Consider the following 20,502-nt stretch of genomic DNA (forward strand, 5'->3'; position numbering starts at 1 on the left):
TTGCGTGTCGGGCCGTTAGCCGCCGAGCGACCACCACCCCTTGCGCTTTGGCTTGGCGGGTGCTGCTTCTGCAACCGGCTCCGGTTCCTTGGCGACCGGGGCAGGTTCGGCCTCTACCGGCGCTTCCGGCGCGGGCGCTTCTTTTGCCTCCACCGCTTCGGCAACCGGCTCAGGCGTTTCAGCCGTGGGCTCTTCCACAACCTTTGGCTTTTTGGCGCGGCTGGCGCGCTTCCGCTTCGGTTTGGGTTCCGCCTCCGGTGCTTCGCCCGCATCTGGCGCAACAGCCTCTGCGGGGGCTTCACTCACTTGGGCGTCATCAGATGCAGCAGCCTCCGCCTCGGCCTTTGCTTTGGTTGTCCGGGACCGGGTCCGGGTGCGTTTGGGCTTTTCGGCCGGAGCGTCTGGGGCGGCTTCCGGCGCTGTTTCTGTCGGTTGATCCGCTGCCACGGAGGTATCCGCCCCGTTTTCTACCGGCTGAGGTGCATCGCCCTCCTGCGCAGGCTTGTCGGTGCCTTCTGCGGATTGGTTGTTTTCCGCAGCACCCGATTTGTTGCGGCTGCGACGCCGACGGCGCCGACGGCGCTTCGGCTTGCCCTCGCCGTCGCCCTCGTCGCCACCATGACGCGGCTGATCGGCGCCTTGTGGTGCCGGGGCCTCTTCGGCAAGGACTTCATCATCCTCGGTTGCGTCCACTTGATCCATGATTGATGTGTCGACAGACACGACAGGGGCTGCCGCGGCATGCACCACACGGGTTGCAGTCTTGAACTTTTCAAGGCTGAAATCGGGGCTGACCAGCACGGGATCTCCTTCGATCCGCACCGACAGCCCATAGCGCGCCTCGATCTGCGCGATATGTTCGCGCTTCTGGTTCATCAGGAAGTTGGCAATGCCCACGGGCGCCCGCACCAGCACCTCGCGCGACCGTTTGCGCGTGCCCTCTTCCTCAATCTGCCGCAAGATCGACAAGGCGAGATTGTCGTCCGACCGGATGAGACCGGTGCCGTGGCAAGCCTGACAGGGCTGCGTGGTGGCTTCGATCATGCCCGGACGCAGGCGCTGGCGCGACATTTCCATCAGACCAAAGCCGGAAATGCGGCCCACCTGAATGCGGGCGCGGTCGGTTTTCAGCTTTTCCTTCATGCGCTTTTCGACGGCGGCATTGTTCTTGCGCTCGTCCATGTCGATGAAATCGATGACGATCAGACCGGCAAGGTCGCGCAGACGCAGCTGGCGCGCCACCTCATCGGCGGCTTCTAGGTTGGTCTTGGTCGCGGTCTGCTCGATCGAGCCTTCCTTGGTCGCGCGGCCCGAGTTCACGTCGATGGCCACCAGCGCCTCGGTCACGCCGATCACGATGTAGCCGCCCGAGGGCAGCTGCACCGTGGGGTTGAACATACCCGCCAGATAGCTTTCCACCTGGTAGCGCGCAAAAAGCGGCAGCGTCTCGGCGTAGAGCTTCACGTTTTTCGCGTGAGACGGCATGATCATCTTCATGAAGTCCTTGGCGATGCGGTAGCCGCGCTCGCCCTCGACAAACACCTCGTCGATCTCGCGGTTGTAAAGATCGCGGATCGAGCGTTTGATCAGGTCGCCCTCTTCATAGATTTTCGCGGGTGCTATGGATTTCAGCGTCAGCTCGCGGATCTGCTCCCAGAGCCGCTGCAGATATTCATAGTCACGCTTGATCTCCGCCTTGGTGCGTTTTGCCCCGGCGGTGCGCACAATCAGCCCGGCGCCTTCCGGCACCTCGATCTCATTGGCGATTTCCTTGAGCTTCTTGCGGTCGGCGGCATTGGTGATCTTGCGGGAAATCCCGCCCCCACGTGCCGTGTTCGGCATCAACACGCAATAACGTCCGGCAAGGCTGAGGTAGGTGGTCAGCGCCGCCCCCTTATTGCCACGCTCTTCCTTGACGACCTGCACCAGCAGGATCTGGCGGACCTTGATGACTTCCTGGATTTTATACCGCCGCGGGCGCGGTTTGCGGGCGGGGCGGATGTCTTCCTGATCATCGTCATCTGCCACGGATTCGATGGTATCATCCTTGGCCGAGGCATCTGCCTTGCGCGGAGGGGTTTCGTCGTCCCCATCATCGTCGGAGTCGTCTTCTGCTTCGGTAGCCGCTGACCCAGAATCGTCACTGGCCCCCTCCTCGGCTGCTGTCTCTGCCGCCGCATCGGGAGCATCAGATGCATCGGTGTCGGGCTCATCAATGGGTTCTTCGACCGGCGTTTCCGCCACCCGCTCCATCGGCGAGGAGCCTTCCTCGTCGTCCAGATCGATGGTCTGCATCCCGTCGATCTGATCGGTATCGACCTCTTTCGACGCGGTTGCATCTTCGCTGGCCGCTTCCACCGCCTTGGCCTTGGACCGGCTACGGCTGCGTGAGCGGCGCTTGGGCTTTTCGTCTTCGTCTTCCTTGGCCTTTTGCGCTTCGGCATAGGCGCGTTCTTCTTCCATCAGCGCCTGACGGTCTGCGACCGGGATCTGATAGTAGTCGGGATGGATTTCCGAAAACGCGAGGAACCCATGGCGATTGCCGCCATAATCTACGAAGGCCGCCTGCAGCGACGGCTCGACCCGGGTTACTTTTGCGAGATAGATGTTGCCAGCAAGCTGGCGTTTGTTTTCAGATTCAAAGTCGAACTCCTCGACCTTGTTTCCGTCCACCACCACGACGCGGGTTTCCTCCGCGTGGGTGGCATCGATAAGCATTTTCTTAGCCATATTTCCAAATTGCACAGCCGCAGTCGCCCCGACCCCGGAGGATCAGAGAGATGCGGGATATGTCTTGTCAGGGCGATTTGAGACGCACGGCGCACCCGGCCTGATGGGGCCATGGTGGTTCTGCTCATTGCATCGGCGCGCGTCATCGCGTTTCTTCTCCGACACGGGCGCGCGGTTCGCGGCCTCGTATCCATTATATACTGTGTGTCTCAGGCTCGGAGCCTTGGATCACATCAGCGGTTCGTTGGCCGTTTCCGGCCCAATCGGTCTGCTTTGGTGATGTGATACGTCCCACACCGCGCCCAAGGCAGCGAAACTCATAAGGAGGGGTGCGTCAGCCTGTGACGCGTCTCCACACTCCTAAATAAGGCCAGCACGCGCCAAAACACAATGGGGAATGTGAAAATAGGGCCGCAAAACGACCCTACCCTCAAGATTTTACGCGATTTTTCGTTAAGAGCTCGGAATCTGGCCGGACTCAGAGATAGTCCGAGCGTTGCAAGCCGTATTTCGCCATTTTCTCGTTTAACGTGCGTCGCGGCAGGCAGAGTTCATCCATCACGGAGGCAATGGAACCGCGATGGCGGCGCATGGTGTTATCGATCAGCATGCGCTCAAAGGCTTCCACATATTCTTTCAAGGGCTTGCCCTCGGTGGTCATCACCGGCTGCATGTCTTCATGGTCGTTCATCAGCAGCGAAGCAATGGTGCCCGAGCCACGGCGCGACTGGAGCACCGCCCGTTCCGCCACATTGATCAACTGGCGCACGTTGCCCGGCCATGGAGCCTGCAAGAGCTGCGCTGCCTCCTGTGCAGAAACCTGCGGCGCGTCGCACCCATATTCGTCAGAGAATTGCTCGCTCAACCGGGTGAAGAGCGTCAGGATATCCTCCCCACGTTGCCGCAGCGGTGGCACGGTGATGCGCAGCGCGGCCAGACGGTAGAAAAGATCCGCGCGCAGGGCATCCTCAGAGGTGCGGCCCGCTTCTTGCAAGTTGGAAATGGCCACGATCCGGGTTTCGGCCGGGGCCCCCTGCTCGTTGATCACACTCAGCAAACGGGCCTGCAGGGTCTCTGTCAGCGCCTCAATGTCTTCGAGCACCAGCGTGCCCCCGCGCGCCTCTTCGATCGCGGGCAATTGGGCGTCTTCGGGCTGCATCGGGCCAAAGAGCCGCTTGCTCAGCGCCTCCTCTTCATAGGCGCCGCAGCTCACCAGCACGAATTTCTTGCCCGCCCGGGACCCCACCGCATGTAGCGCATGCGCCACCAGCGTCTTGCCGGTGCCGGTCTCGCCATCAATCAGCACATGGCCGTCGGCCTGCCCCAGGTCGAGAATATCCTCGCGCAGACGCTCCATGACCGGGCTCTGACCAATCAGCTTTTTCATCAGCTGGCCGCCATCGGAGAGTTCGCGGCGCAGCGCGCGGTTGTCCATCACCAGGCGCCGCGCGCCGGTGGCTTTCTTGGCCAATTCGTTCATCCGGTCGGGGTTGAACGGCTTTTCCAGGAAATCAAACGCGCCCACGCGCATCGCCTCAACCGCCATCGGCACATCGCCGTGACCGGTGATCATAATGACGGGCAGTGCTGAGTCATTGCCCATCAGCTTCTTGAGAAACTGCATGCCATCCATGCCGGGCATCTTGATGTCGGAAATGACGATGCCGGGATAGTCAGGCCCCAGAACCTTGAGCGCATCCTCGGCGCTGCCAAAGGTTTCAGTGTCATATCCGGACAGGGCCAGCCATTGGCTGATCGATTGCCGCATATCCTGTTCATCATCTACGATTGCGATTTTCATTGCTTGGGTCATGGCTTACTCCGCCGCTTGAGTACTCTGGTCGCTGTCCATTATGGGCAGCTGCATTTCAAAAACTGCGCCACCCGCCTGTCCGTTCCGTGCGGTGAGCCGTCCTCCTAGGTCGTTAACGATACCAGAAGAGATCGCAAGACCCAGCCCGACGCCGTCTCCGGGCTGTTTTGTCGTGTAAAATGGCTCGAACAATTGATCGAGATCTTCGATGCCAGGGCCATTGTCGCGCACCGTCAGGGTCGCCGTCTCCCCTGCAGATAACATAATATCCACCTTGGGGTTCCGTTCTGATTTGGTAGCATCAAGGGCGTTGCGCAAGAGGTTTACCATAACCTGCTCGATCCGCAGCCGGTCCCCCATGACCTGAACCGGGTTATCGGGCACAATCCGGCTGATCTGCACATGCCGCTGACGCAACTGCGGCTCCATCATGGACAGGGCCGAAGCCAGCGCATCGCCCATATCTACAGGGGAAAACGCCTCCTGCCCCTTGCGGGCGTAGGATTTCAGCTGGCGGGTAATGCCGCCCATGCGTTCGATCAGATCATCGATGCGCCCAAAGGAGGACAACGCCTCTTCCTGCCGGTTGCGGCGCAGCAAAAGCCGCGCACCGGCGAGGTAGGTTTTCATCGCCGCCAGCGGCTGGTTCAGCTCGTGAGAGACAGCGGCAGACATCTCGCCCAAAGCCGCCAGCTTGCTGGATTGCTCAAGTGTTTGCTCGGCGACAGCGAGCGTTTCCTGCACCCGTTTGCGCTCAGCGATTTCCCGCTGCAGCGCAACATTCAACGCACGCAGCTCGGCGGATTCCCGCTGAAACAACGCCATGCGCAGGGCATTGCGACGGCTCAATGCATAAAAACTGAGCGCCAGCAGAATTGCGAAACCCATGATTTCCAGTGCCAAAACCGCGTTCACGCGTTCGCGCACCGAGGCATAGGTGGTGAAAGAAGCCATGCGCCAGCCGCGGAAGGGAATGCGCGTTTCCAGCCGCATCACCGCCTCACCCTGCAAATAGGCGTCGGGTGGCAGGGCTGTCCAATCTGCCGTCGCCTGAATGGCGCGTTGGATGGCGTTTTCGGGTGTATGTCGCACCAGTGCCTCTTCTTCGGTCCGCCCGCGCCAACGTGGCTCGGTTGTCAGAATGATGTTGCCGGTGCTGTCGGTCACGATCACCGCATCCGAAATCCCCGCCCAGGCGCGTCCGAATTTCTGCAGATCAACCTCGACGGCGATCACGCCCAGCACATCCGAGCCGGATTGCACCCGGCGGGTATAGACAAAGCGGTATCCACCGGCTTCGGTTTCGGCGACCGTGAAGATCGTTGCGTTGGACCGGATGGCATCAACGAAATAGGATTCCGCCCGATGCGAGGCGCCCAGACGGTTGCGATCAGTGGCTGCAACGGTGCGCCCGTCGATATCGAACAGCATCAGCGAGGCGGCCCCGATCTCCTCCACGAAGGAAATCAACCGCCGGGTCGAGGCGGTGTAATCGGCAGAATTCAGCGCGCCGATCAGTTCCGCATCCCGGGCCAGAAGCTGCGGCACAATTGCGTTCTGGCGCAGTTCCGACAGCAGGTTCCCGCTATAGAGCGCCAACCGCAATTCCGCACGGTTGCGCGTGCTTTCGGTGAACCGGTCTGTCAGCATCTTGTTGGTGACGGAAACAACCACAATCGCCAAGGCCAGCAGCAACCCGAGCGCCAAACGGACGCGCCAGTTGATCGGCGGTGTCTGGCTGTTGGGATCGGCAGAAGTTTCCATGGACGGAGACTACGCGAAAGCGCAAGCCCTGCTCAAGTCACGCTGTCACGAGCGCGTTTGCCAATGCGCGGAAGAGCGCCTGCCCGTCCGTGCCGCCATGGCCGACATCCGCGGCCCGTTCCGGGTGCGGCATCATGCCAAGCACGCGCCGGTTTTCCGACAGAATGCCCGCGATATTTGCCCGCGCGCCGTTCGGGTTTTGAGTGTAGGTGAAGGCAATCCGATCTTCGCCCTGCAAGCGCGCAATCGTCGCGTCATCCGCATAGTAGTTGCCGTCGTGGTGGGCGATTGGAATGTCAATCACATCGCCCGCATTATACCCTTGCGTATAGACTGAATCGGAGGTTTCCGTTTTCAATCCAACGGTTTGGCAGATGTACTTCAAGCCCGCGTTGCGCAGCAGTGCGCCGGGCAACAGACCGGTTTCCGTCAACACCTGAAACCCGTTGCAAATGCCCAGAGCATAGCCGCCGCGCGTTGCGTGATCCGCCACCGACCGGCAGATCGGCGAGTTGGCCGCAATCGCGCCACAGCGCAGATAGTCGCCAAAGGAAAACCCGCCCGGAATGCCGACAATATCGACGCCAGAGGGCAGCGCGCTGTCCTTGTGCCAGACCATACTGACCTTCGCGCCGGCTGCCTCAAATGCAACAGCCAAGTCCCGATCGCAGTTCGATCCCGGAAAAACGACAACCGCTGCGTGCATCAGATCAGCTCCACCGAATAGGATTCGATCACCGTATTGGCCAATAGTTTCTCGCACATCGCGGTCACATCGGCCTCTGTCGCGTCTTCGGCCAGGTCCAGTTCGATCACCTTGCCCTGCCGGACACCGTTGACCCCGTCAAACCCCAGCGCGCCCAAAGCGTGGCGCACGGCCTCGCCCTGCGGATCCAATACGCCGTTTTTCAGCATCACATGCACCCGTGCTTTCATGCTGTTTCCCTCACCCCTTCGAAAGCGGCTTGCGCCTCAGTTGATCAATGTCGGTTTCGTCATCGGCTGCGCGTTCTTGGGCATCACCCCCAGACGGCGCGCAACTTCGGTATAGGCGTCCTTGAGATCGCCGAGATCGCGGCGAAAGACATCCTTGTCCAGTTTCTGCCCGGTTTCGATGTCCCAAAGCCGGCAACTGTCCGGGCTGATCTCATCCGCGATGATCAGACGCTGGAAATCACCGTCGAAAATCCGCCCGACCTCGATTTTGAAATCGACCAGACGAATGCCCACGGCCATCATCACACCGGACAGAAAATCATTCACCCGCAGCGCCAGGCTCAGAATGTCATCCATATCTTGCTGGCTGGCCCAGCCAAAGGCCGCGATATGCTCTTCGGTCACCAGCGGATCGCCCAGGGCGTCATCCTTGTAGCAATATTCGACAATCGGGCGCGGCAGCTGCGTGCCTTCCTCGATGCCGAGCCGTTTGGACATGGTGCCCGCCGCGTAGTTGCGCACGATGATTTCAAGCGGCACGATTTCCACCTGGCGCACCAGTTGCTCACGCATGTTGAGCCGCTTGATGAAATGGTTGGGCACGCCGATCTGTCCCAGACCGGTCATGAAAAACTCCGACAGGCGGTTGTTCAGCACACCCTTGCCCTCGATCACGGCTTTTTTCTCGGCGTTGAAGGCCGTTGCGTCGTCTTTGAAATATTGAACGATGGTGCCGGGCTCAGGGCCTTCGTACAGGATTTTCGCTTTGCCTTCGTAGATTTTCTTGCGCCGGGCCATTGGCATCCTTTCGCAGTCGTGCCGCAGCATTTGCGACCTATGATGCGCCCCTCTTAGTGCAAGGCCCCTGCCGCTGCAAGCCAACGGCCCTTGCGCAAAGCGATCCGAACCCGCATATCAAAAGTCAGCCCCTTACGTTCAACAGGAGACCCGCCCATGACAACTTTCGACGATCGCGAAAATGCCTTTGAAAACAAATACGCGCATGATGCAGAGATGCAATTCAAGGCCGAAGCGCGGCGCAACAAACTTCTTGGCCTCTGGGCTGCGGATTTGTTGGGTAAATCAGGGGATGATGCAACAGAATATGCCAAAGAGGTCGTGAAATCCGATTTTGAAGAGGCTGGCGACGAAGATGTTTACCGCAAAGTCTCCGGGGACCTCGGCAGCAGGGCGGATGAGGCCACCATCCGCGCGAAAATGCGTGAACTGATGGCCGAAGCCAAATCCCAGATCATGCAGGAAGTCTGAGCCTTCCGACCACGCATTTCCCGGGTCTGCGATGTTTTCGCCCCGGGACCTGCGACCAAACCTCTAGCAAACTCATAACCAAGATGAATTTTATGAGTTTGCTTTGAAGATGCCTTCGTGACACAGCATGCACTGTTGTACCCAGTGAGGCCTCCATGACAAATCCCATGATCGAATTGCTCAACGCCAAGGGCACCCTGCTTGCCGATGGGGCGACGGGCACGAACCTGTTCAATATGGGGCTGATGTCCGGCGATGCGCCGGAATTGTGGAACACGGATGAGCCGCAGAAGATCAAGGCGCTTTATGCGGGCGCTGTGGAGGCGGGCAGCGATCTGTTCCTGACCAATTCCTTTGGCGCCAATGCCTCGCGTCTGAAACTGCACAACGCGGAAAAGCGCACCCATGAGCTGGCGCGCGTCTCGGCCGAAATCGCCCGTGATGTTGCGGATACTGCGGGCCGCGCGGTGATCGTCGCGGGCTCCGTCGGTCCCACTGGCGAGATCATGGAACCGGTTGGCACGCTGAGCCACGCGCTCGCCGTGGAAATGTTTCATGAGGCCGCTGACGGGCTGAAATCAGGCGGGGCCGACATCGGCTGGTTGGAAACGATCAGCGCGCCCGAGGAATACCGCGCCGCGGCTGAGGGCTTTTCCCTGGCCGGGCTGGACTGGGCAGGCACCATGAGCTTTGACACCGCCGGACGCACGATGATGGGTCTGACCAGCGCCGATATGGTCAAGCTGGTGGACGATCTGGGGGATCACGCACCGCTGGCCTTTGGCGCCAATTGCGGCACCGGCGCGTCCGATTTGCTGCGCACCATTCTGGGGTTTGCCGCCCAGGGGCCAGAACGCCCGGTGATTGCCAAAGGCAATGCGGGCATTCCGAAATACGTGGACGGTCACATTCACTATGATGGCACGCCGGAATTGATGGCGGATTATGCGGTGATGGCGCGGGCCTGTGGCGCAAAGATCATTGGCGGGTGCTGCGGCACGATGCCGGAACACCTGCGCCACATGCGCGAGGCGCTGGATACCCGCACGCTGGATCACCCGCCGTCACTGGAAGAAATCGTGGATCGTCTGGGTGGGTTTTCCTCGCAAAGCGATGGCACCGGCGAGGATGCCGCCCCGGCACGCCGAACCTCCCGTCGGCGGCGCGCCGCAGCGAGCTGACCGGATCAGCGTCGCAGCGAGGCCTCAAGAATGCCCCGCGTGACGGTCATCAGAAAATCCCAATCGTCCAGTTCCTGCGCTTCGGCCTTGTTCTTGTTGTCGATGCTCAGAAACGCGTGGCCGTGCACGCTGGTCCATAGAATATAGGCCGCAAGGGTCACAGCTTGGGTCGAGGCGTCCTTGCCCAGACAATCCGCGCAGGCTTTCTCGACGATTTCCCGGCAAATCATCCCTTTCTTTTGCAAACAATCGTCGTCTTCCTGACCTTCGGTCAGCCCGAACATCAGCCGGAAAATGCCCGGTTCGGTCTTGGCAAAGGTGATGTATGCTCTGCCGATTCCCGCGATGGCCTCATATGATCCGACCGGAAACAGGTCGCGTTCGCGTGCCATATGCATTGCCAGACGGTCCATCGCATCCGAGACCAGCGCATTCAACAAATCCGTCCGATCCTTGAAATGCTTGTAGGGGGCTGCGGTGCTGACCCCTGCCCGGCGCGCCGCTTCGGCAACGGAAAACCCTTCAGGACCATGGAGTTCCACGAGTTCGCGCACAACCGACAGCAGCTGCCCACGCAGGTCGCCGTGGTGATATGTCGTGCGCCGGTCCTGCACCTCTGGGGAAGAATCTGACAAAAAACGCTCCTTTGCGCTTGATTAAGTTAGAGCCTATAACATATGTAAGCGATACTTACTTCGCAAGTGAGGCTTTGCACGATGGCGACCACAGTTCCGCAAATACCCCTTTGGCGTCGCATGATACGACAAGGGATCACGCTCGTCTTCACCCTTTTGATGATCGGCCTTGCGATCGGCCTGATGATCCTGGGCCAAAACGTGCTCGCAGGGCGCGCCGCCGAGGTAACAGCCCCCGAAGCCACCGCGCCCATGCCGGTTTCCACAGCGCTGCTGACCCTGGAAAACGGGTATACGGTTGCGCGGCGGTTCCCGGGCCAGATCCAGGCGGCGCAGCGCACCACGATGGCCTTTGAGCAAGGCGGGACGGTTGCCCATCTGGCGCTGGACGAGGGTGATACCGTCACCCCCGGCACGTTGGTCGCGCGGTTGGACACGCGCCTCATTGAGGCCGAAAAAGCGCGGCTGCAGGCCTCCCGGCGCGCGCTCGAAGCACAGGCGGAACTGGCCCGCCGCACCACCGATCGTCAGACGGAACTGCGCGAGCGCGGGTTTGCCTCCTCTCAGGCCGTCGACAATGTGGCGCTGCTGCTGGCAGAGCTGGAGGCGCGGATCGCGGAGATCGACGCCAGCCTGGTTTCCGTGGCATTGCAGCTTGAAAAATCAGAGCTTCGAGCCCCTTTTGCCGCGACGATATCCTCGCGCCTGGTCGACACCGGCGGCACGGTGGGCGCCGGTGAGCCGATCTTTTCCCTGGTGGAGAGCGGCGGGCAGCAGTTTCGGGTAGGCTTGACGCCCGACATGGTCGATGCGCTGTCGCAAGGCACGGAGCTCTACGCGCTCTTTGACGGGCGACGCTACCCGCTGACACTCGCCTCCGTGCTGCCCGAGCTGGACAGCGCCACACGCACACGCACCGTTTTGTTGAATTTCGCTGGAAGCGATTTGCCCCCCTTGCGGGATACGGGCACGCTGGTGCTGGAACAGAAGGTCCTGGAAACAGGAGCTTGGGTGCCGCTGGCAGCGCTTCAGGATGCACCGCGCGGGCTTTGGCGCCTGATGACCGTGCCTGAGATCGACACCCCAATGGTCGAGAGCGAAGCCGTCGAAGTGCTCTTCTCGGATGCACAGCGCGCTTATGTGCGCGGCACCTTCCCCGAGGGTACCCGATACATCACCGACGGCCCCCACCGCGTAGTCACCGGCCAGAGGGTGCAACTCGCCGGTGAGGCAGGCTGATGGAAACGCTCACGTTTCGCGAACCACGCGTTGTCGCCCTTGCCCTGTTGGTGATCATCGCGGCGGGCCTGTCGTCCCTGTTGGCCATCGGGCGGCAGGAAGACCCCACGATCACCAATCTTTTTGCCACCATTACCACGCCCTACCCCGGCGCCGACCCGGCGCGCGTTGAAACCCTCGTCACCGCCGAGATCGAAGAGGTCCTGCGGGAGATCCCGGAAGTCGATGAGATCAATTCAACCTCCGCCACCGGCATTTCCATCGTGCAGGTGGATTTGTTGGACACCCTGGGCGATGAACGCATCGAGCAGGTCTGGTCCGAAATCCGCGATGCTCTGGGCGATGCGGAGGCCGAGTTTCCCGCGGGTGTCCCGACGCCTGAGTTTTCGTCCGATGGGGCGGGTACCTTCGGCGCGATCATGGCGCTCTCGGCCGATCACGCCGAGGTGCCGCTGACCATCATGGGGCGCTATGCGGAAAGCCTTGCAGATGACTTGCGCTCGCTGTCCGGGACCAAGCAGGTCGAAACCTTTGGCAGCCCGGAAGAAGAGGTGCTGGTCACCCTCAATCCCATAAAATCCGCAGCACTTGGCCTGACGGCAGATGATGTCTCCGCCGCCATCGCGCGCGCCGACAGCAAGGGCCAGGCCGGGCGCGTGCGCAGCCTCGACAATGAGCTGATCATCGACATCGCGGGCGACATCACGGCGCTTGAACGGGTGCGCGAGATGATCGTGCGCGAAGGCGCGGATGGTCAGGTCACCCGCATCGCGGACATCGCCCGGATCAGCCGCGGGCCCCGCCTGCCCCTTGCCGAAGAAGCCATACACAATGGCGCGCCTGCCGTGTTGGTCGCTGCCAAGCTGGAAGACGGTTTGCAGGTCGATGTCTGGATGGAGCGCGTGACCGGCGCCTTGGCTAGATTTCAGACGGATGTACCCGCCAGCATCACCGCCGAGCTGATCTTTGATCAAAGCCGCTACACCGCGGAGCGTCTGGCCGAAGTCGGCGGTAATATGGCCATCGGCGTGGCGCTGGTGGTGGGCGTGTTGTTGATCACCATGGGTGCGCGCGCCGCTATGATCGTGGCCCTGATCCTGCCGCTGGTGTCGCTGGCGACGCTGGCCACGATGAATGTGATCGGACTGGCCATCCACCAGATGTCCGTGACCGGACTGATCGTGGCGCTAGGTCTGCTGGTCGACGCCGGGATCGTCATGACCGATGAGGTGGGACAGCGCGTGGCCCGGGGGCAGACGCGGACCGCGGCGGTCCGAGGGGCCGTGCGCCGGCTCTTCGCCCCGCTTTTTGCCTCCACGGTCACAACCGCATTGTCCTTTACGCCGATGATCCTGCTGCCCGGACCGGCGGGCGATTTCGTCGGTTCCATCGCCATCGCGGTGGTGACCATGTTGATGTGGTCCTTCGTGATCGCCGTGACCCTGACCCCCGCCATTGCCGGATGGGCGATGCCAGCGGCAGGTAACACCGGCCTCCTTGCCAGCGGTTTGAAAATCCGCAGCCTGTCACGCGCCTTTGCCGGAACGCTCCGCTGGGCTGTCGGCAATCCGGTGAAGTCGGTCGCCTTTTCGCTGGTGCTGCCGGTGCTGGGGTTCATGTCGATGCCGCTGCTGACCGCACAGTTCTTTCCCGGTGTCGACCGTGACCAGTTCCACATCGAAGTGGACTTGCGACCCGGCGCCGCCATCGGGCAAACCGCCACGGTGGTCGACAGGCTGGATGCCCTGCTGCGGGACGCGCCGGAGACGAAACAGGTCTCCTGGGTCATCGGTAAATCCGCACCGGCGTTCTATTACAACATGGCCGGTGGGCGCGATAATGCTTCGCGGTTTGCCGAAGCACTGGTCACAACCACTTCCCCCGAAGCCACCGAAACCCTGATCGCGCGGCTTGAACGCGACATTGGTGCAGCAGCGCCCGAGGCACAGGTCCTGGTGCGCGGGCTGGTGCAGGGCCCGCCCGTGGATGCCCCGGTTGAACTGCGGCTTGTGGGGCCGGACCTTGCGACCCTGCGCGAAACCGGTGCCGAGATGCGCCGCGTCATCGCGAATGTCGATGCGGTTACGCTGACGCGGGGCACCGTAACCACGGGCGCGCCAGAGGTCAGCATCGATGTGGATGAGGCCAAGGCGCGCCAGCTGGGGTTTGAGCTTTCCAGCATCGCGCGGCAACTCGAAGCCGGGCTCGAAGGGGTCGCCGGTGGATCGCTGCTCGAAGGTCCCGAAGAATTGCCGGTGCGGGTGCGTTTTGGCGATGCGACGCGCGGCGATCTGACGGCGATTGCCGACATGACGATTCTGCCCCCTGATGCCGCCGCACAATCCCGCGACGGCACCTTCCCCGGCGTGCCCCTCTCCGCCATCGCCGATATGTCTCTGACCCCCAGCGAGCCCATCATCACCCGGCGCAACGCCGAGCGGGTGAACACCATCCAGGCCTTTATCCTGCGCGATGTCCTGCCCGAAGAGGCCCTGGTTCAAGTACAGCAGGCGCTTGATGCCGAAGGGTTCACATTGCCTGCCGGGTACCGTCTGGAGATTGGCGGCGACAGCGATGCGCGGTCGGAAACCCTGGGCAACCTGCTGGCGTCTCTCGGCCTGATCGTGACGCTGTCCATCGCGGCCATTGTCATGACGTTCAACTCCTTCCGCCTCTCCGCCATCGCACTGGTGGTCAGCGTGCTCTCTGCGGGCCTGAGCATCCTGGCACTTGCGATCTTCCAATATCCCTTTGGCATCAACGCGATCATCGGCGTGATCGGCTCCATCGGCGTGTCGATCAACGCGGCCATCATCATCATGACCGGCCTGCGCGATGATCCCGGCGCGCGGTCGGGGGACGCGGATGCGATGGTCGATGTTCTGATGGGGTCGAGCCGTCACATCGTCAGCACCACGATCACGACTTTTGGGGGCTTCCTACCCCTGATCCTCGCCGGGGGCGGGTTCTGGCCGCCTTTCGCAATGTCTGTGGCGGGGGGTGTCCTGCTCTCCACAGTAGTGTCGTTCTACTTCACACCGCCCATGTTTGCGCTGCTCTATGCGCGAAAATGGCGCCGCAAAGAGCCGAAAACCAAAGAGCAAAGTCCGCTCATCCTGGTGCAGGCCGCCGAATAACTGCGGATAAAACTGTATATCATTATGAAAAGGTTTCGCCTCCAGAGGCGCTCCAAAAGCTTGTGCAGTCACCTGTATTTGCGGTAAAAATAGCGTCACAGCGTCGCACATTGTTTCCTTCGTGTCGCAATTTGAAAAGTCCGGTGCGGACGTTCTGTCAAAAGGGATCAGAGACCACGCCCCGCTTTCTGGTGCGGCAATAAAGGAAAGCCAATGTCGGACGAAGACGATATCATCCTGTCAGAACTGGACGACGAAGAACTTGTTCAGCAGATGTTTGACGACCTCTACGATGGCCTCAAAGAGGAAATCATTGAAGGTGTGGAAATCCTGCTGGAACGCGGATGGGCCCCCTATGACATCCTGACCAAGGCGCTCGTTGGCGGCATGACCATCGTCGGCGCGGATTTCCGCGACGGCATCCTGTTTGTGCCTGAAGTTTTACTCGCCGCCAATGCGATGAAGGGCGGCATGGGCATTCTGAAGCCGCTGCTGGCGGAAACCGGTGCGCCCCGCGTGGGCAAAATGGTCATCGGCACCGTCAAAGGCGACATCCATGACATCGGCAAGAACCTCGTGGGCATGATGATGGAAGGTGCCGGCTTCGAAGTGGTCGATCTGGGGATCAACAACGCCGTTGAGGCCTATCTCGAAGCGATGGAAAAGGAAGGCCCTGACATTCTGGGCATGTCCGCCCTGCTGACCACCACCATGCCTTACATGAAGGTCGTGATCGACACGATGGTGGAACAGGGCATCCGCGATGATTATATCGTACTTGTCGGCGGCGCACCGTTGAATGAGGAATTCGGTCGGGCCATCGGCGCGGACGCTTATTGCCGGGATGCCGCCGTGGCGGTGGAGACGGCCAAGGAATGGGTCGGCCGCAAGCACAATCAGAAATCCGCCTGACACCCGCACAACCGGATTGAGCGGTCTCTTGTCGGGAAACCGGCGCAGGCCGTTTTTGTGAAGGGTGAGCATGCCAGAGCTGAATGACACCAAGCTGACGGAACGCGGCCTGCCGCTCGCGCAGCGGTCCGGCAAGGTGCTTTTGATTGCCTGCGGCGCCTTGGCGCGCGAAATTCTCGACCTGAAAGCGGCAAACGGCTGGTCCCACCTGGATCTGACTTGCCTGCCCGCCAAATACCACCTCTATCCCGATAAAATCACCCAAGCTGTGCGCGACGCCGTTGCCAAGCACCGCGGGGCCTACGATCAGATTTTCATCGTTTACGCCGATTGCGGCACAGGCGGGCTCTTGCAGGCCGCCTGCGATGAACTGGGCGTGGAAATGATCGCCGGGCCGCATTGCTATTCGTTCTTCGAGGGCAATGACCGCTTTGCCGCACAGAGTGAAACGGAATTCACCACGTTCTATCTCACCGACTTTCTGGTGCGCCAATTCGATGCCTTTGTGGTCAAGCCGATGGGGCTTGATCGCCACCCCGAGTTGCGCGACATGTATTTTGGCAACTACGAAAAACTTGTCTATCAGGCCCAGACCGATGACCCGGCGTTGACGGAAAAGGCAAAAACCTGTGCGGAATTCCTCGGCCTCGAATTTGAGAGGCGCTTTACCGGATATGGGGATCTCGCCACAGCTTTGGGCGGTGTTGCAGACCGTCCCGCGCGATAATCATAACGTGGGCCACCCGTCGGAAATTCCGGCAGGAATTTTTAAGCATGGCGTGGCGTCGTAGACGCCGCATTGGGATCACGCGGCGGCAGCAGCCAGCGAGCGGATGCGTTCGATCATCGCCCGCAGCCCGTTTGAGCGCTGCGCCGACAGGTGATCGTTCAACCCCAACCGACCCATTTCAGCACGCGCATCAACGGCCAAAACATCCTTTAACGTCAGACCATTATACAGCTTTCTTAAGACCGCAATGAGGCCATTCACGATCATCGCATCGCTTTCACCGTCAAAGTGCAGGGTCTCCCCCTCGATCGTCGCATGCAGCCAAACCTGACTGGCGCAGCCATCCACCTTGGTGGCCGGGACTTTCAAAGCATCTGCCAACGGGTCCATCGCTTTTCCCTCCTCGATCACGAGACGGTAGCGATCTTCCCACTCCTCCAGGAACTCGAAATCTTCAACCAATTCTTCGAAAGCTGCTTGCGCCATGGGGTCCCTCATTTCTCGTCCTTGAGGTAAGGCGCGTGAGGACAAAGGTCCAGCCCGCCTTGACGCTTTTCAAGTGGCCTGAGATGGGGTAGTTCAGAGCAAACAAGAATTCATGGCAGGCCCGATGCACAAGACAGTTTCCGCCCTTTTGATCTCCACACTTGTCGTATCTGCCTGTGGCACCCGTCTCAATCCGTTCAACTGGTTTGGCCGCGGCGAAGCGGCCCCGACAACGGCAGCTTCCGCAAACACAAACCCGCTGATCCCGGAACGCACGGGCATCTTCGATTCGCGCAACAATGAAGTGGTCTATAACGGCCAGCCCATAGACAGCATCAGCGAACTTGCCGTGGAACGTGTGCCCGGCGGCGCGATCATCCGCGCAACCGGTGTGGCCGCAGTGCAAGGCGTTCATTCGGTGCAGCTGACCCCTGCAGAAGAAGATGAGCAGGCCGTCGACGGGGTGCTCACTTACCGTCTGGAGGGGCTGCGCGGGCCAAACACCGGCGCAGGCACGCCTGCATCGCGGGAGGTCAACGTCGCGCGCAAGGTGACTGACCAGACGCTGCGCGACGTGCGCACGATCCGCGTGGAAGCCGCGCGCAACGCGCTTCAATCTCGCCGGTAGCTTCTGAGACGAAGGTCAGCTTCAGTCGAGTGCGACGATGCGCACGTCCGACCCATCTGCGGCCAAAGCGATCTTGCCATCACAAAGCCGCAGCGCGTCCGCGCCAAAGACCTCCTTGCGCCACCCGGCCAGTGCCGGCACGTCGCGCAACCCTGCCGCAATCGCATCCAGATCTGAGGCGGGCGCAATGAGTTTCGCGGCCACCCCGGCGCTTTCGGTCTTGGCTTTCAGCAGCACGCGCAACAGATCCGCCAGGGCGGGGTTGACCTGCAACTTGTCCCGCGACCGGTCGGGTTGGGGCATCTGATCCGGCGGACAGGTCACACCTGCGGCCACAGCCTTCAATATGCCCTCGGCAATATCGCCCCGCCGCGCTTCCCGCAGCAACAGGCGCGCCCGGCCCAGCTCTTCGTTGTTTTTGGGTTTGTTCGAGGCCAGTTCGACCAATGCGTCATCCTTGAACACACGGTTGCGCGGGATGTTGCGCTCCTGCGCAAAGCTCTCGCGAAAGGCTGCAAGCTCGCGCACAATGGCCAGGAATTTCGGTGAATTCGTGCGGGTTTTGACCCGGCGCCAGGCCTCATGCGGCGTGACGACATAGGTATCCGCGCTGGTCAGCACCGTCAGTTCTTCGTTCACCCAGCGGCTGCGTTCGGTTTCCTGCAACTTCTTTGCCAGATACTCGTAGATGTCGCGCAGATGCGTTACATCTGCCAGCGCATAGGTCTTTTGCGCATCCGTGAGCGGCCTGCGCGACCAATCGGTAAAGCGCGACGTCTTGTCGAGCGGCTTTTTGGCAATGCGCCGCACCAGCGTTTCATAGCCCACCTGTTCCCCGAAACCACAGACCATCGCGGCAACCTGCGTGTCGAAAAGCGGTTCGGGAAAGACCTGGGCGTCCACATAGAAAATCTCCAGATCCTGACGGGCGGCGTGGAACACCTTGACCACCGAGGTGTCGCGAAAGAGATCGTAAAGCGGCTCCAGCGAGAGCCCGTCCGAAAGCGGATCGACCAGAACCGCCGTGCTGTCGTCCTCTCCAGGCATTGCCAGTTGGATCAGACAGAGCTTGGAATAATACGTGCGTTCGCGTAGAAATTCGGTATCGACCGTCACATAGTCGTGGCCCGCCGCTTCCGTGCAAAAAGCGGCCAGCTCCTCAGTCGTGGTGAGTGTTTTCATTCGGGCGTTTCTTTTTCTTTATGATGTCGGTGATACCCAGGTTTTAAACTGTTACACGACCCCCACAGCTTTGACCAGAACCCTGAACGAAGCCTTAACGCAACAGGATCGGGTGGTGATCCCCTGCCGCAAAACGGCGCAGCACCGCGGGGTAAAGCAGGTGTTCCTGCGCCAATACACGCGCCGCAAGACTGTCCACGGTATCCTCTGCCAAGACCGGAACCTGCGCCTGACCAAGAATGGGGCCGTCATCCAGCTGTGGCGTGACCTGATGGACCGTGCAGCCGTGCACAGGGTCACCGGCTGCAAGCGCGCGGGCGTGGGTGTTGAGACCCCGGTATTTGGGCAACAAGGAGGGATGAATGTTCAGCATCCTGCCGCGCCAGGGATCCACAAAGCTTTCGGTCAGCTTGCGCATGAAGCCTGCGAGGCAAATGATATCGGGCGCGTGAGGGGCGATGGCGCCGGAAATCGCGTGCTCGAACGCCACCCTGTCGCCCTTGAACGGTTCATGCCGTACCACCTCTGTTGGCACGCCGCGGGCTTCGGCCAGCTCCAGCCCGCGCGCCATTGGATCGTTCGACAACACCACGCAAGGCCGCGCAGGATGATCTCCCGTCATGCTCTCCAGCAGCTTGAGCATGTTCGACCCGCCGCCAGAGATGAAAATCGCAACGCGTTTGCTCACAAAAGCGCGCCCTGGTAGTGAACCCCTGCTGTTTCCGTCACGGACCCGACGCGGGTAACGTCCTCGCCGTGCTCCGCCAGCAAGGCGGTCAGCGCATCGGCGCGGTCAGGAGAGACCGCAAGGATCATGCCAATCCCGCAGTTGAAAGTTTTCAGCATTTCCGCCTCTGACATCCCACCGGTCTGTGCCATCCAGCCAAAAACATCCGGCAACATCCAAGTTGAGAGATCAATTTCCGCACCCAACCCTTCCGGCAGAACGCGTGGCAGGTTTTCCGTCAGCCCGCCGCCGGTGATATGTGCCAGGGCATGCACGCCCCCCGCTTGGATCGCGGCCAGCGCGGGTTTCACATAAAGACGTGTAGGTGTGAGCAATTCCGCACCCAGCGACTGTTGGGACCAGGGGCATTTATCCTCCCACCCCAACCCGGAAAGCTCCACCAGTTTGCGCACGAGGCTGTAGCCGTTTGAATGCAACCCGTCCGAAGTAAGACCCAGCAGCACATCCCCCGCCGCAACCTCCGTCGGCAAATCCTGCCCCCGCTCCATAGCGCCCACGGAAAAACCCGCCAGATCGAAATCCCCGGCAGGATACATGCCCGGCATCTCGGCGGTTTCGCCACCGATCAGCGCGCAACCGGCCCGCTCACACCCCAGAGCGATCCCTTCGATGATGCGCGCAGCCTTGTCGGTTTCCAGCGCGCCCGTGGCAAAATAGTCGAGGAAAAACAGCGGCTCAGCCCCCTGACACACCAGATCGTTGACGCACATGGCCACCAGATCGACGCCCACGCCATCCACATGACCAGTATCGATGGCAATCCGCAGTTTGGTGCCAACCCCATCCGTGGCCGCCACCAGAATAGGGTCGTGATAGCCTGCATCCTTGAGGTCAAAGAGCGCGCCAAACCCGCCCAGACCCGCCATGACACCAGACCTGTTTGTGCGCTTGGCCGCGGGCTTGATTCTCTCCACCAGCGCGTTTCCGGCGTCGATATCGACCCCTGCGTCCGCATAGGTGATCCCGTTTTTGGGCAGTGTCATGGTCCGGTCCCTCGCGCGACAAATATGTTGATGGCGGGTTAGAGCATTCGCAGCCCGCATGCAACGCCTGCCACCCGGGCCAACGACCACTTGACGCCGCCATCCGCGCAGCTTACCCACAGGCTCATG

General features: G+C 61.0%; 18 protein-coding genes. 7 read left to right on the forward strand and 11 right to left on the reverse strand.

The features are described from left to right. Positions 1 to 15: 15 nt before the first annotated feature. From Q1A20_RS18515 to purC, 6 genes are all read right to left on the reverse strand, one after another. Entirely contained in the window at positions 16 to 2,730 is a 2,715-nt protein-coding gene (locus Q1A20_RS18515) for a ribonuclease E/G (RefSeq protein WP_299409344.1), read from the reverse strand. A 478-nt stretch (positions 2,731 to 3,208) separates the two neighbouring features. Then, positions 3,209 to 4,543 carry a sigma-54 dependent transcriptional regulator gene (locus Q1A20_RS18520; protein ID WP_298975618.1) on the reverse strand — a complete coding sequence of 445 codons (1,335 nt, stop codon included), beginning with the start codon at positions 4,541 to 4,543 and terminating at the stop codon, positions 3,209 to 3,211. 3 nt (positions 4,544 to 4,546) lie between these two features. After that, the gene (locus Q1A20_RS18525) at positions 4,547 to 6,307 is read right to left on the reverse strand and encodes an ATP-binding protein (RefSeq protein ID WP_298975619.1); all 1,761 of its coding nucleotides are present in this window, start codon (positions 6,305 to 6,307) and stop codon (positions 4,547 to 4,549) included. A 37-nt stretch (positions 6,308 to 6,344) separates the two neighbouring features. Further along, positions 6,345 to 7,013 carry a phosphoribosylformylglycinamidine synthase subunit PurQ gene (gene purQ / locus Q1A20_RS18530; RefSeq protein WP_298975621.1) on the reverse strand — a complete coding sequence of 223 codons (669 nt, stop codon included), beginning with the start codon at positions 7,011 to 7,013 and terminating at the stop codon, positions 6,345 to 6,347. Then, a complete protein-coding gene (gene purS / locus Q1A20_RS18535; RefSeq protein WP_298975625.1) occupies positions 7,013 to 7,243 on the reverse strand; it encodes a phosphoribosylformylglycinamidine synthase subunit PurS in 231 nt (76 codons plus the stop codon). Before purS ends, purQ begins: the two co-directional genes overlap by 1 nt. A gap of 36 nt (positions 7,244 to 7,279) precedes the next feature. Continuing rightward, positions 7,280 to 8,041 (reverse strand): phosphoribosylaminoimidazolesuccinocarboxamide synthase, encoded by a 762-nt coding sequence (gene purC / locus Q1A20_RS18540; protein WP_298975628.1) that lies wholly within the window; start codon positions 8,039 to 8,041, stop codon positions 7,280 to 7,282. A gap of 156 nt (positions 8,042 to 8,197) precedes the next feature. On the opposite strand from purC, the gene Q1A20_RS18545 reads away from it, so the two are divergent. Further along, positions 8,198 to 8,512 (forward strand): DUF1476 domain-containing protein, encoded by a 315-nt coding sequence (locus Q1A20_RS18545; protein ID WP_299918066.1) that lies wholly within the window; start codon positions 8,198 to 8,200, stop codon positions 8,510 to 8,512. A 155-nt stretch (positions 8,513 to 8,667) separates the two neighbouring features. Next, positions 8,668 to 9,693 (forward strand): betaine--homocysteine S-methyltransferase, encoded by a 1,026-nt coding sequence (gene bmt / locus Q1A20_RS18550; protein WP_299918069.1) that lies wholly within the window; start codon positions 8,668 to 8,670, stop codon positions 9,691 to 9,693. A gap of 5 nt (positions 9,694 to 9,698) precedes the next feature. Here bmt and Q1A20_RS18555 read toward each other — a convergent pair whose 3' ends face one another. Beyond that, positions 9,699 to 10,328, reverse strand: a complete 630-nt coding sequence (locus Q1A20_RS18555; RefSeq protein ID WP_298975636.1) for a TetR/AcrR family transcriptional regulator — start codon at positions 10,326 to 10,328, stop codon at positions 9,699 to 9,701. An 81-nt stretch (positions 10,329 to 10,409) separates the two neighbouring features. Between Q1A20_RS18555 and Q1A20_RS18560 the strand changes: the two genes are divergently transcribed. The 4 genes from Q1A20_RS18560 to Q1A20_RS18575 all read left to right on the forward strand — a co-directional run bounded on the left by Q1A20_RS18560 (position 10,410) and on the right by Q1A20_RS18575 (position 16,343). Beyond that, entirely contained in the window at positions 10,410 to 11,567 is a 1,158-nt protein-coding gene (locus Q1A20_RS18560; RefSeq protein WP_299918072.1) for an efflux RND transporter periplasmic adaptor subunit, read from the forward strand. Further along, positions 11,567 to 14,704: an efflux RND transporter permease subunit gene (locus tag Q1A20_RS18565; RefSeq protein WP_299918076.1), complete on the forward strand. Its 3,138-nt coding sequence runs from the start codon at positions 11,567 to 11,569 to the stop codon at positions 14,702 to 14,704. Before Q1A20_RS18560 ends, Q1A20_RS18565 begins: the two co-directional genes overlap by 1 nt. A gap of 213 nt (positions 14,705 to 14,917) precedes the next feature. Next, positions 14,918 to 15,616: a B12-binding domain-containing protein gene (locus tag Q1A20_RS18570; protein WP_299409361.1), complete on the forward strand. Its 699-nt coding sequence runs from the start codon at positions 14,918 to 14,920 to the stop codon at positions 15,614 to 15,616. 70 nt (positions 15,617 to 15,686) lie between these two features. Then, positions 15,687 to 16,343, forward strand: coding sequence for a DUF1638 domain-containing protein (locus Q1A20_RS18575; RefSeq protein WP_299918079.1), 657 nt, complete (start codon positions 15,687 to 15,689; stop codon positions 16,341 to 16,343). 78 nt (positions 16,344 to 16,421) lie between these two features. On the opposite strand, the gene Q1A20_RS18580 is transcribed toward Q1A20_RS18575, so the two are convergent. Next, a complete protein-coding gene (locus Q1A20_RS18580; protein ID WP_299409366.1) occupies positions 16,422 to 16,832 on the reverse strand; it encodes a SufE family protein in 411 nt (136 codons plus the stop codon). Between the two features lie 124 nt (positions 16,833 to 16,956). On the opposite strand from Q1A20_RS18580, the gene Q1A20_RS18585 reads away from it, so the two are divergent. Further along, positions 16,957 to 17,460, forward strand: a complete 504-nt coding sequence (locus Q1A20_RS18585; RefSeq protein ID WP_299918082.1) for a hypothetical protein — start codon at positions 16,957 to 16,959, stop codon at positions 17,458 to 17,460. 21 nt (positions 17,461 to 17,481) lie between these two features. Here the strand turns inward: Q1A20_RS18585 and rnd are convergent, their stop codons facing one another. The 3 genes from rnd to purM all read right to left on the reverse strand — a co-directional run bounded on the left by rnd (position 17,482) and on the right by purM (position 20,373). Next, the gene (gene rnd, locus Q1A20_RS18590) at positions 17,482 to 18,642 is read right to left on the reverse strand and encodes a ribonuclease D (protein WP_299409372.1); all 1,161 of its coding nucleotides are present in this window, start codon (positions 18,640 to 18,642) and stop codon (positions 17,482 to 17,484) included. Between the two features lie 94 nt (positions 18,643 to 18,736). Further along, positions 18,737 to 19,330, reverse strand: a complete 594-nt coding sequence (purN, locus tag Q1A20_RS18595) for a phosphoribosylglycinamide formyltransferase (protein WP_299409375.1) — start codon at positions 19,328 to 19,330, stop codon at positions 18,737 to 18,739. Continuing rightward, on the reverse strand, positions 19,327 to 20,373 hold the full coding sequence (gene purM / locus Q1A20_RS18600; protein WP_299409378.1) for a phosphoribosylformylglycinamidine cyclo-ligase: 1,047 nt from the start codon (positions 20,371 to 20,373) through the stop codon (positions 19,327 to 19,329). Before purM ends, purN begins: the two co-directional genes overlap by 4 nt. Positions 20,374 to 20,502 lie beyond the last annotated feature (129 nt).

Source organism: uncultured Roseobacter sp., from assembly GCF_947501835.1.
Classification (GTDB): Bacteria; Pseudomonadota; Alphaproteobacteria; order Rhodobacterales; family Rhodobacteraceae; genus Roseobacter.

Bases quoted from the DNA above. Each gene is read 5' to 3' on its own strand.
- Q1A20_RS18565 (WP_299918076.1), top strand. From the start codon at position 11,567: ATGGAAACGCTCACGTTTCGCGAACCACGCGTTGTCGCCCTTGCCCTG.
- purS (WP_298975625.1), bottom strand. From the start codon at position 7,243: ATGAAAGCACGGGTGCATGTGATGCTGAAAAACGGCGTATTGGATCCG.
- Q1A20_RS18580 (WP_299409366.1), bottom strand. From the start codon at position 16,832: ATGGCGCAAGCAGCTTTCGAAGAATTGGTTGAAGATTTCGAGTTCCTG.
- Q1A20_RS18525 (WP_298975619.1), bottom strand. From the start codon at position 6,307: ATGGAAACTTCTGCCGATCCCAACAGCCAGACACCGCCGATCAACTGG.
- Q1A20_RS18560 (WP_299918072.1), top strand. From the start codon at position 10,410: ATGGCGACCACAGTTCCGCAAATACCCCTTTGGCGTCGCATGATACGA.
- purC (WP_298975628.1), bottom strand. From the start codon at position 8,041: ATGGCCCGGCGCAAGAAAATCTACGAAGGCAAAGCGAAAATCCTGTAC.
- Q1A20_RS18520 (WP_298975618.1), bottom strand. From the start codon at position 4,543: ATGACCCAAGCAATGAAAATCGCAATCGTAGATGATGAACAGGATATG.
- purM (WP_299409378.1), bottom strand. From the start codon at position 20,373: ATGACACTGCCCAAAAACGGGATCACCTATGCGGACGCAGGGGTCGAT.
- Q1A20_RS18570 (WP_299409361.1), top strand. From the start codon at position 14,918: ATGTCGGACGAAGACGATATCATCCTGTCAGAACTGGACGACGAAGAA.
- Q1A20_RS18585 (WP_299918082.1), top strand. From the start codon at position 16,957: ATGCACAAGACAGTTTCCGCCCTTTTGATCTCCACACTTGTCGTATCT.
- rnd (WP_299409372.1), bottom strand. From the start codon at position 18,642: ATGAAAACACTCACCACGACTGAGGAGCTGGCCGCTTTTTGCACGGAA.
- bmt (WP_299918069.1), top strand. From the start codon at position 8,668: ATGACAAATCCCATGATCGAATTGCTCAACGCCAAGGGCACCCTGCTT.
- Q1A20_RS18575 (WP_299918079.1), top strand. From the start codon at position 15,687: ATGCCAGAGCTGAATGACACCAAGCTGACGGAACGCGGCCTGCCGCTC.
- Q1A20_RS18515 (WP_299409344.1), bottom strand. From the start codon at position 2,730: ATGGCTAAGAAAATGCTTATCGATGCCACCCACGCGGAGGAAACCCGC.
- purQ (WP_298975621.1), bottom strand. From the start codon at position 7,013: ATGCACGCAGCGGTTGTCGTTTTTCCGGGATCGAACTGCGATCGGGAC.
- Q1A20_RS18545 (WP_299918066.1), top strand. From the start codon at position 8,198: ATGACAACTTTCGACGATCGCGAAAATGCCTTTGAAAACAAATACGCG.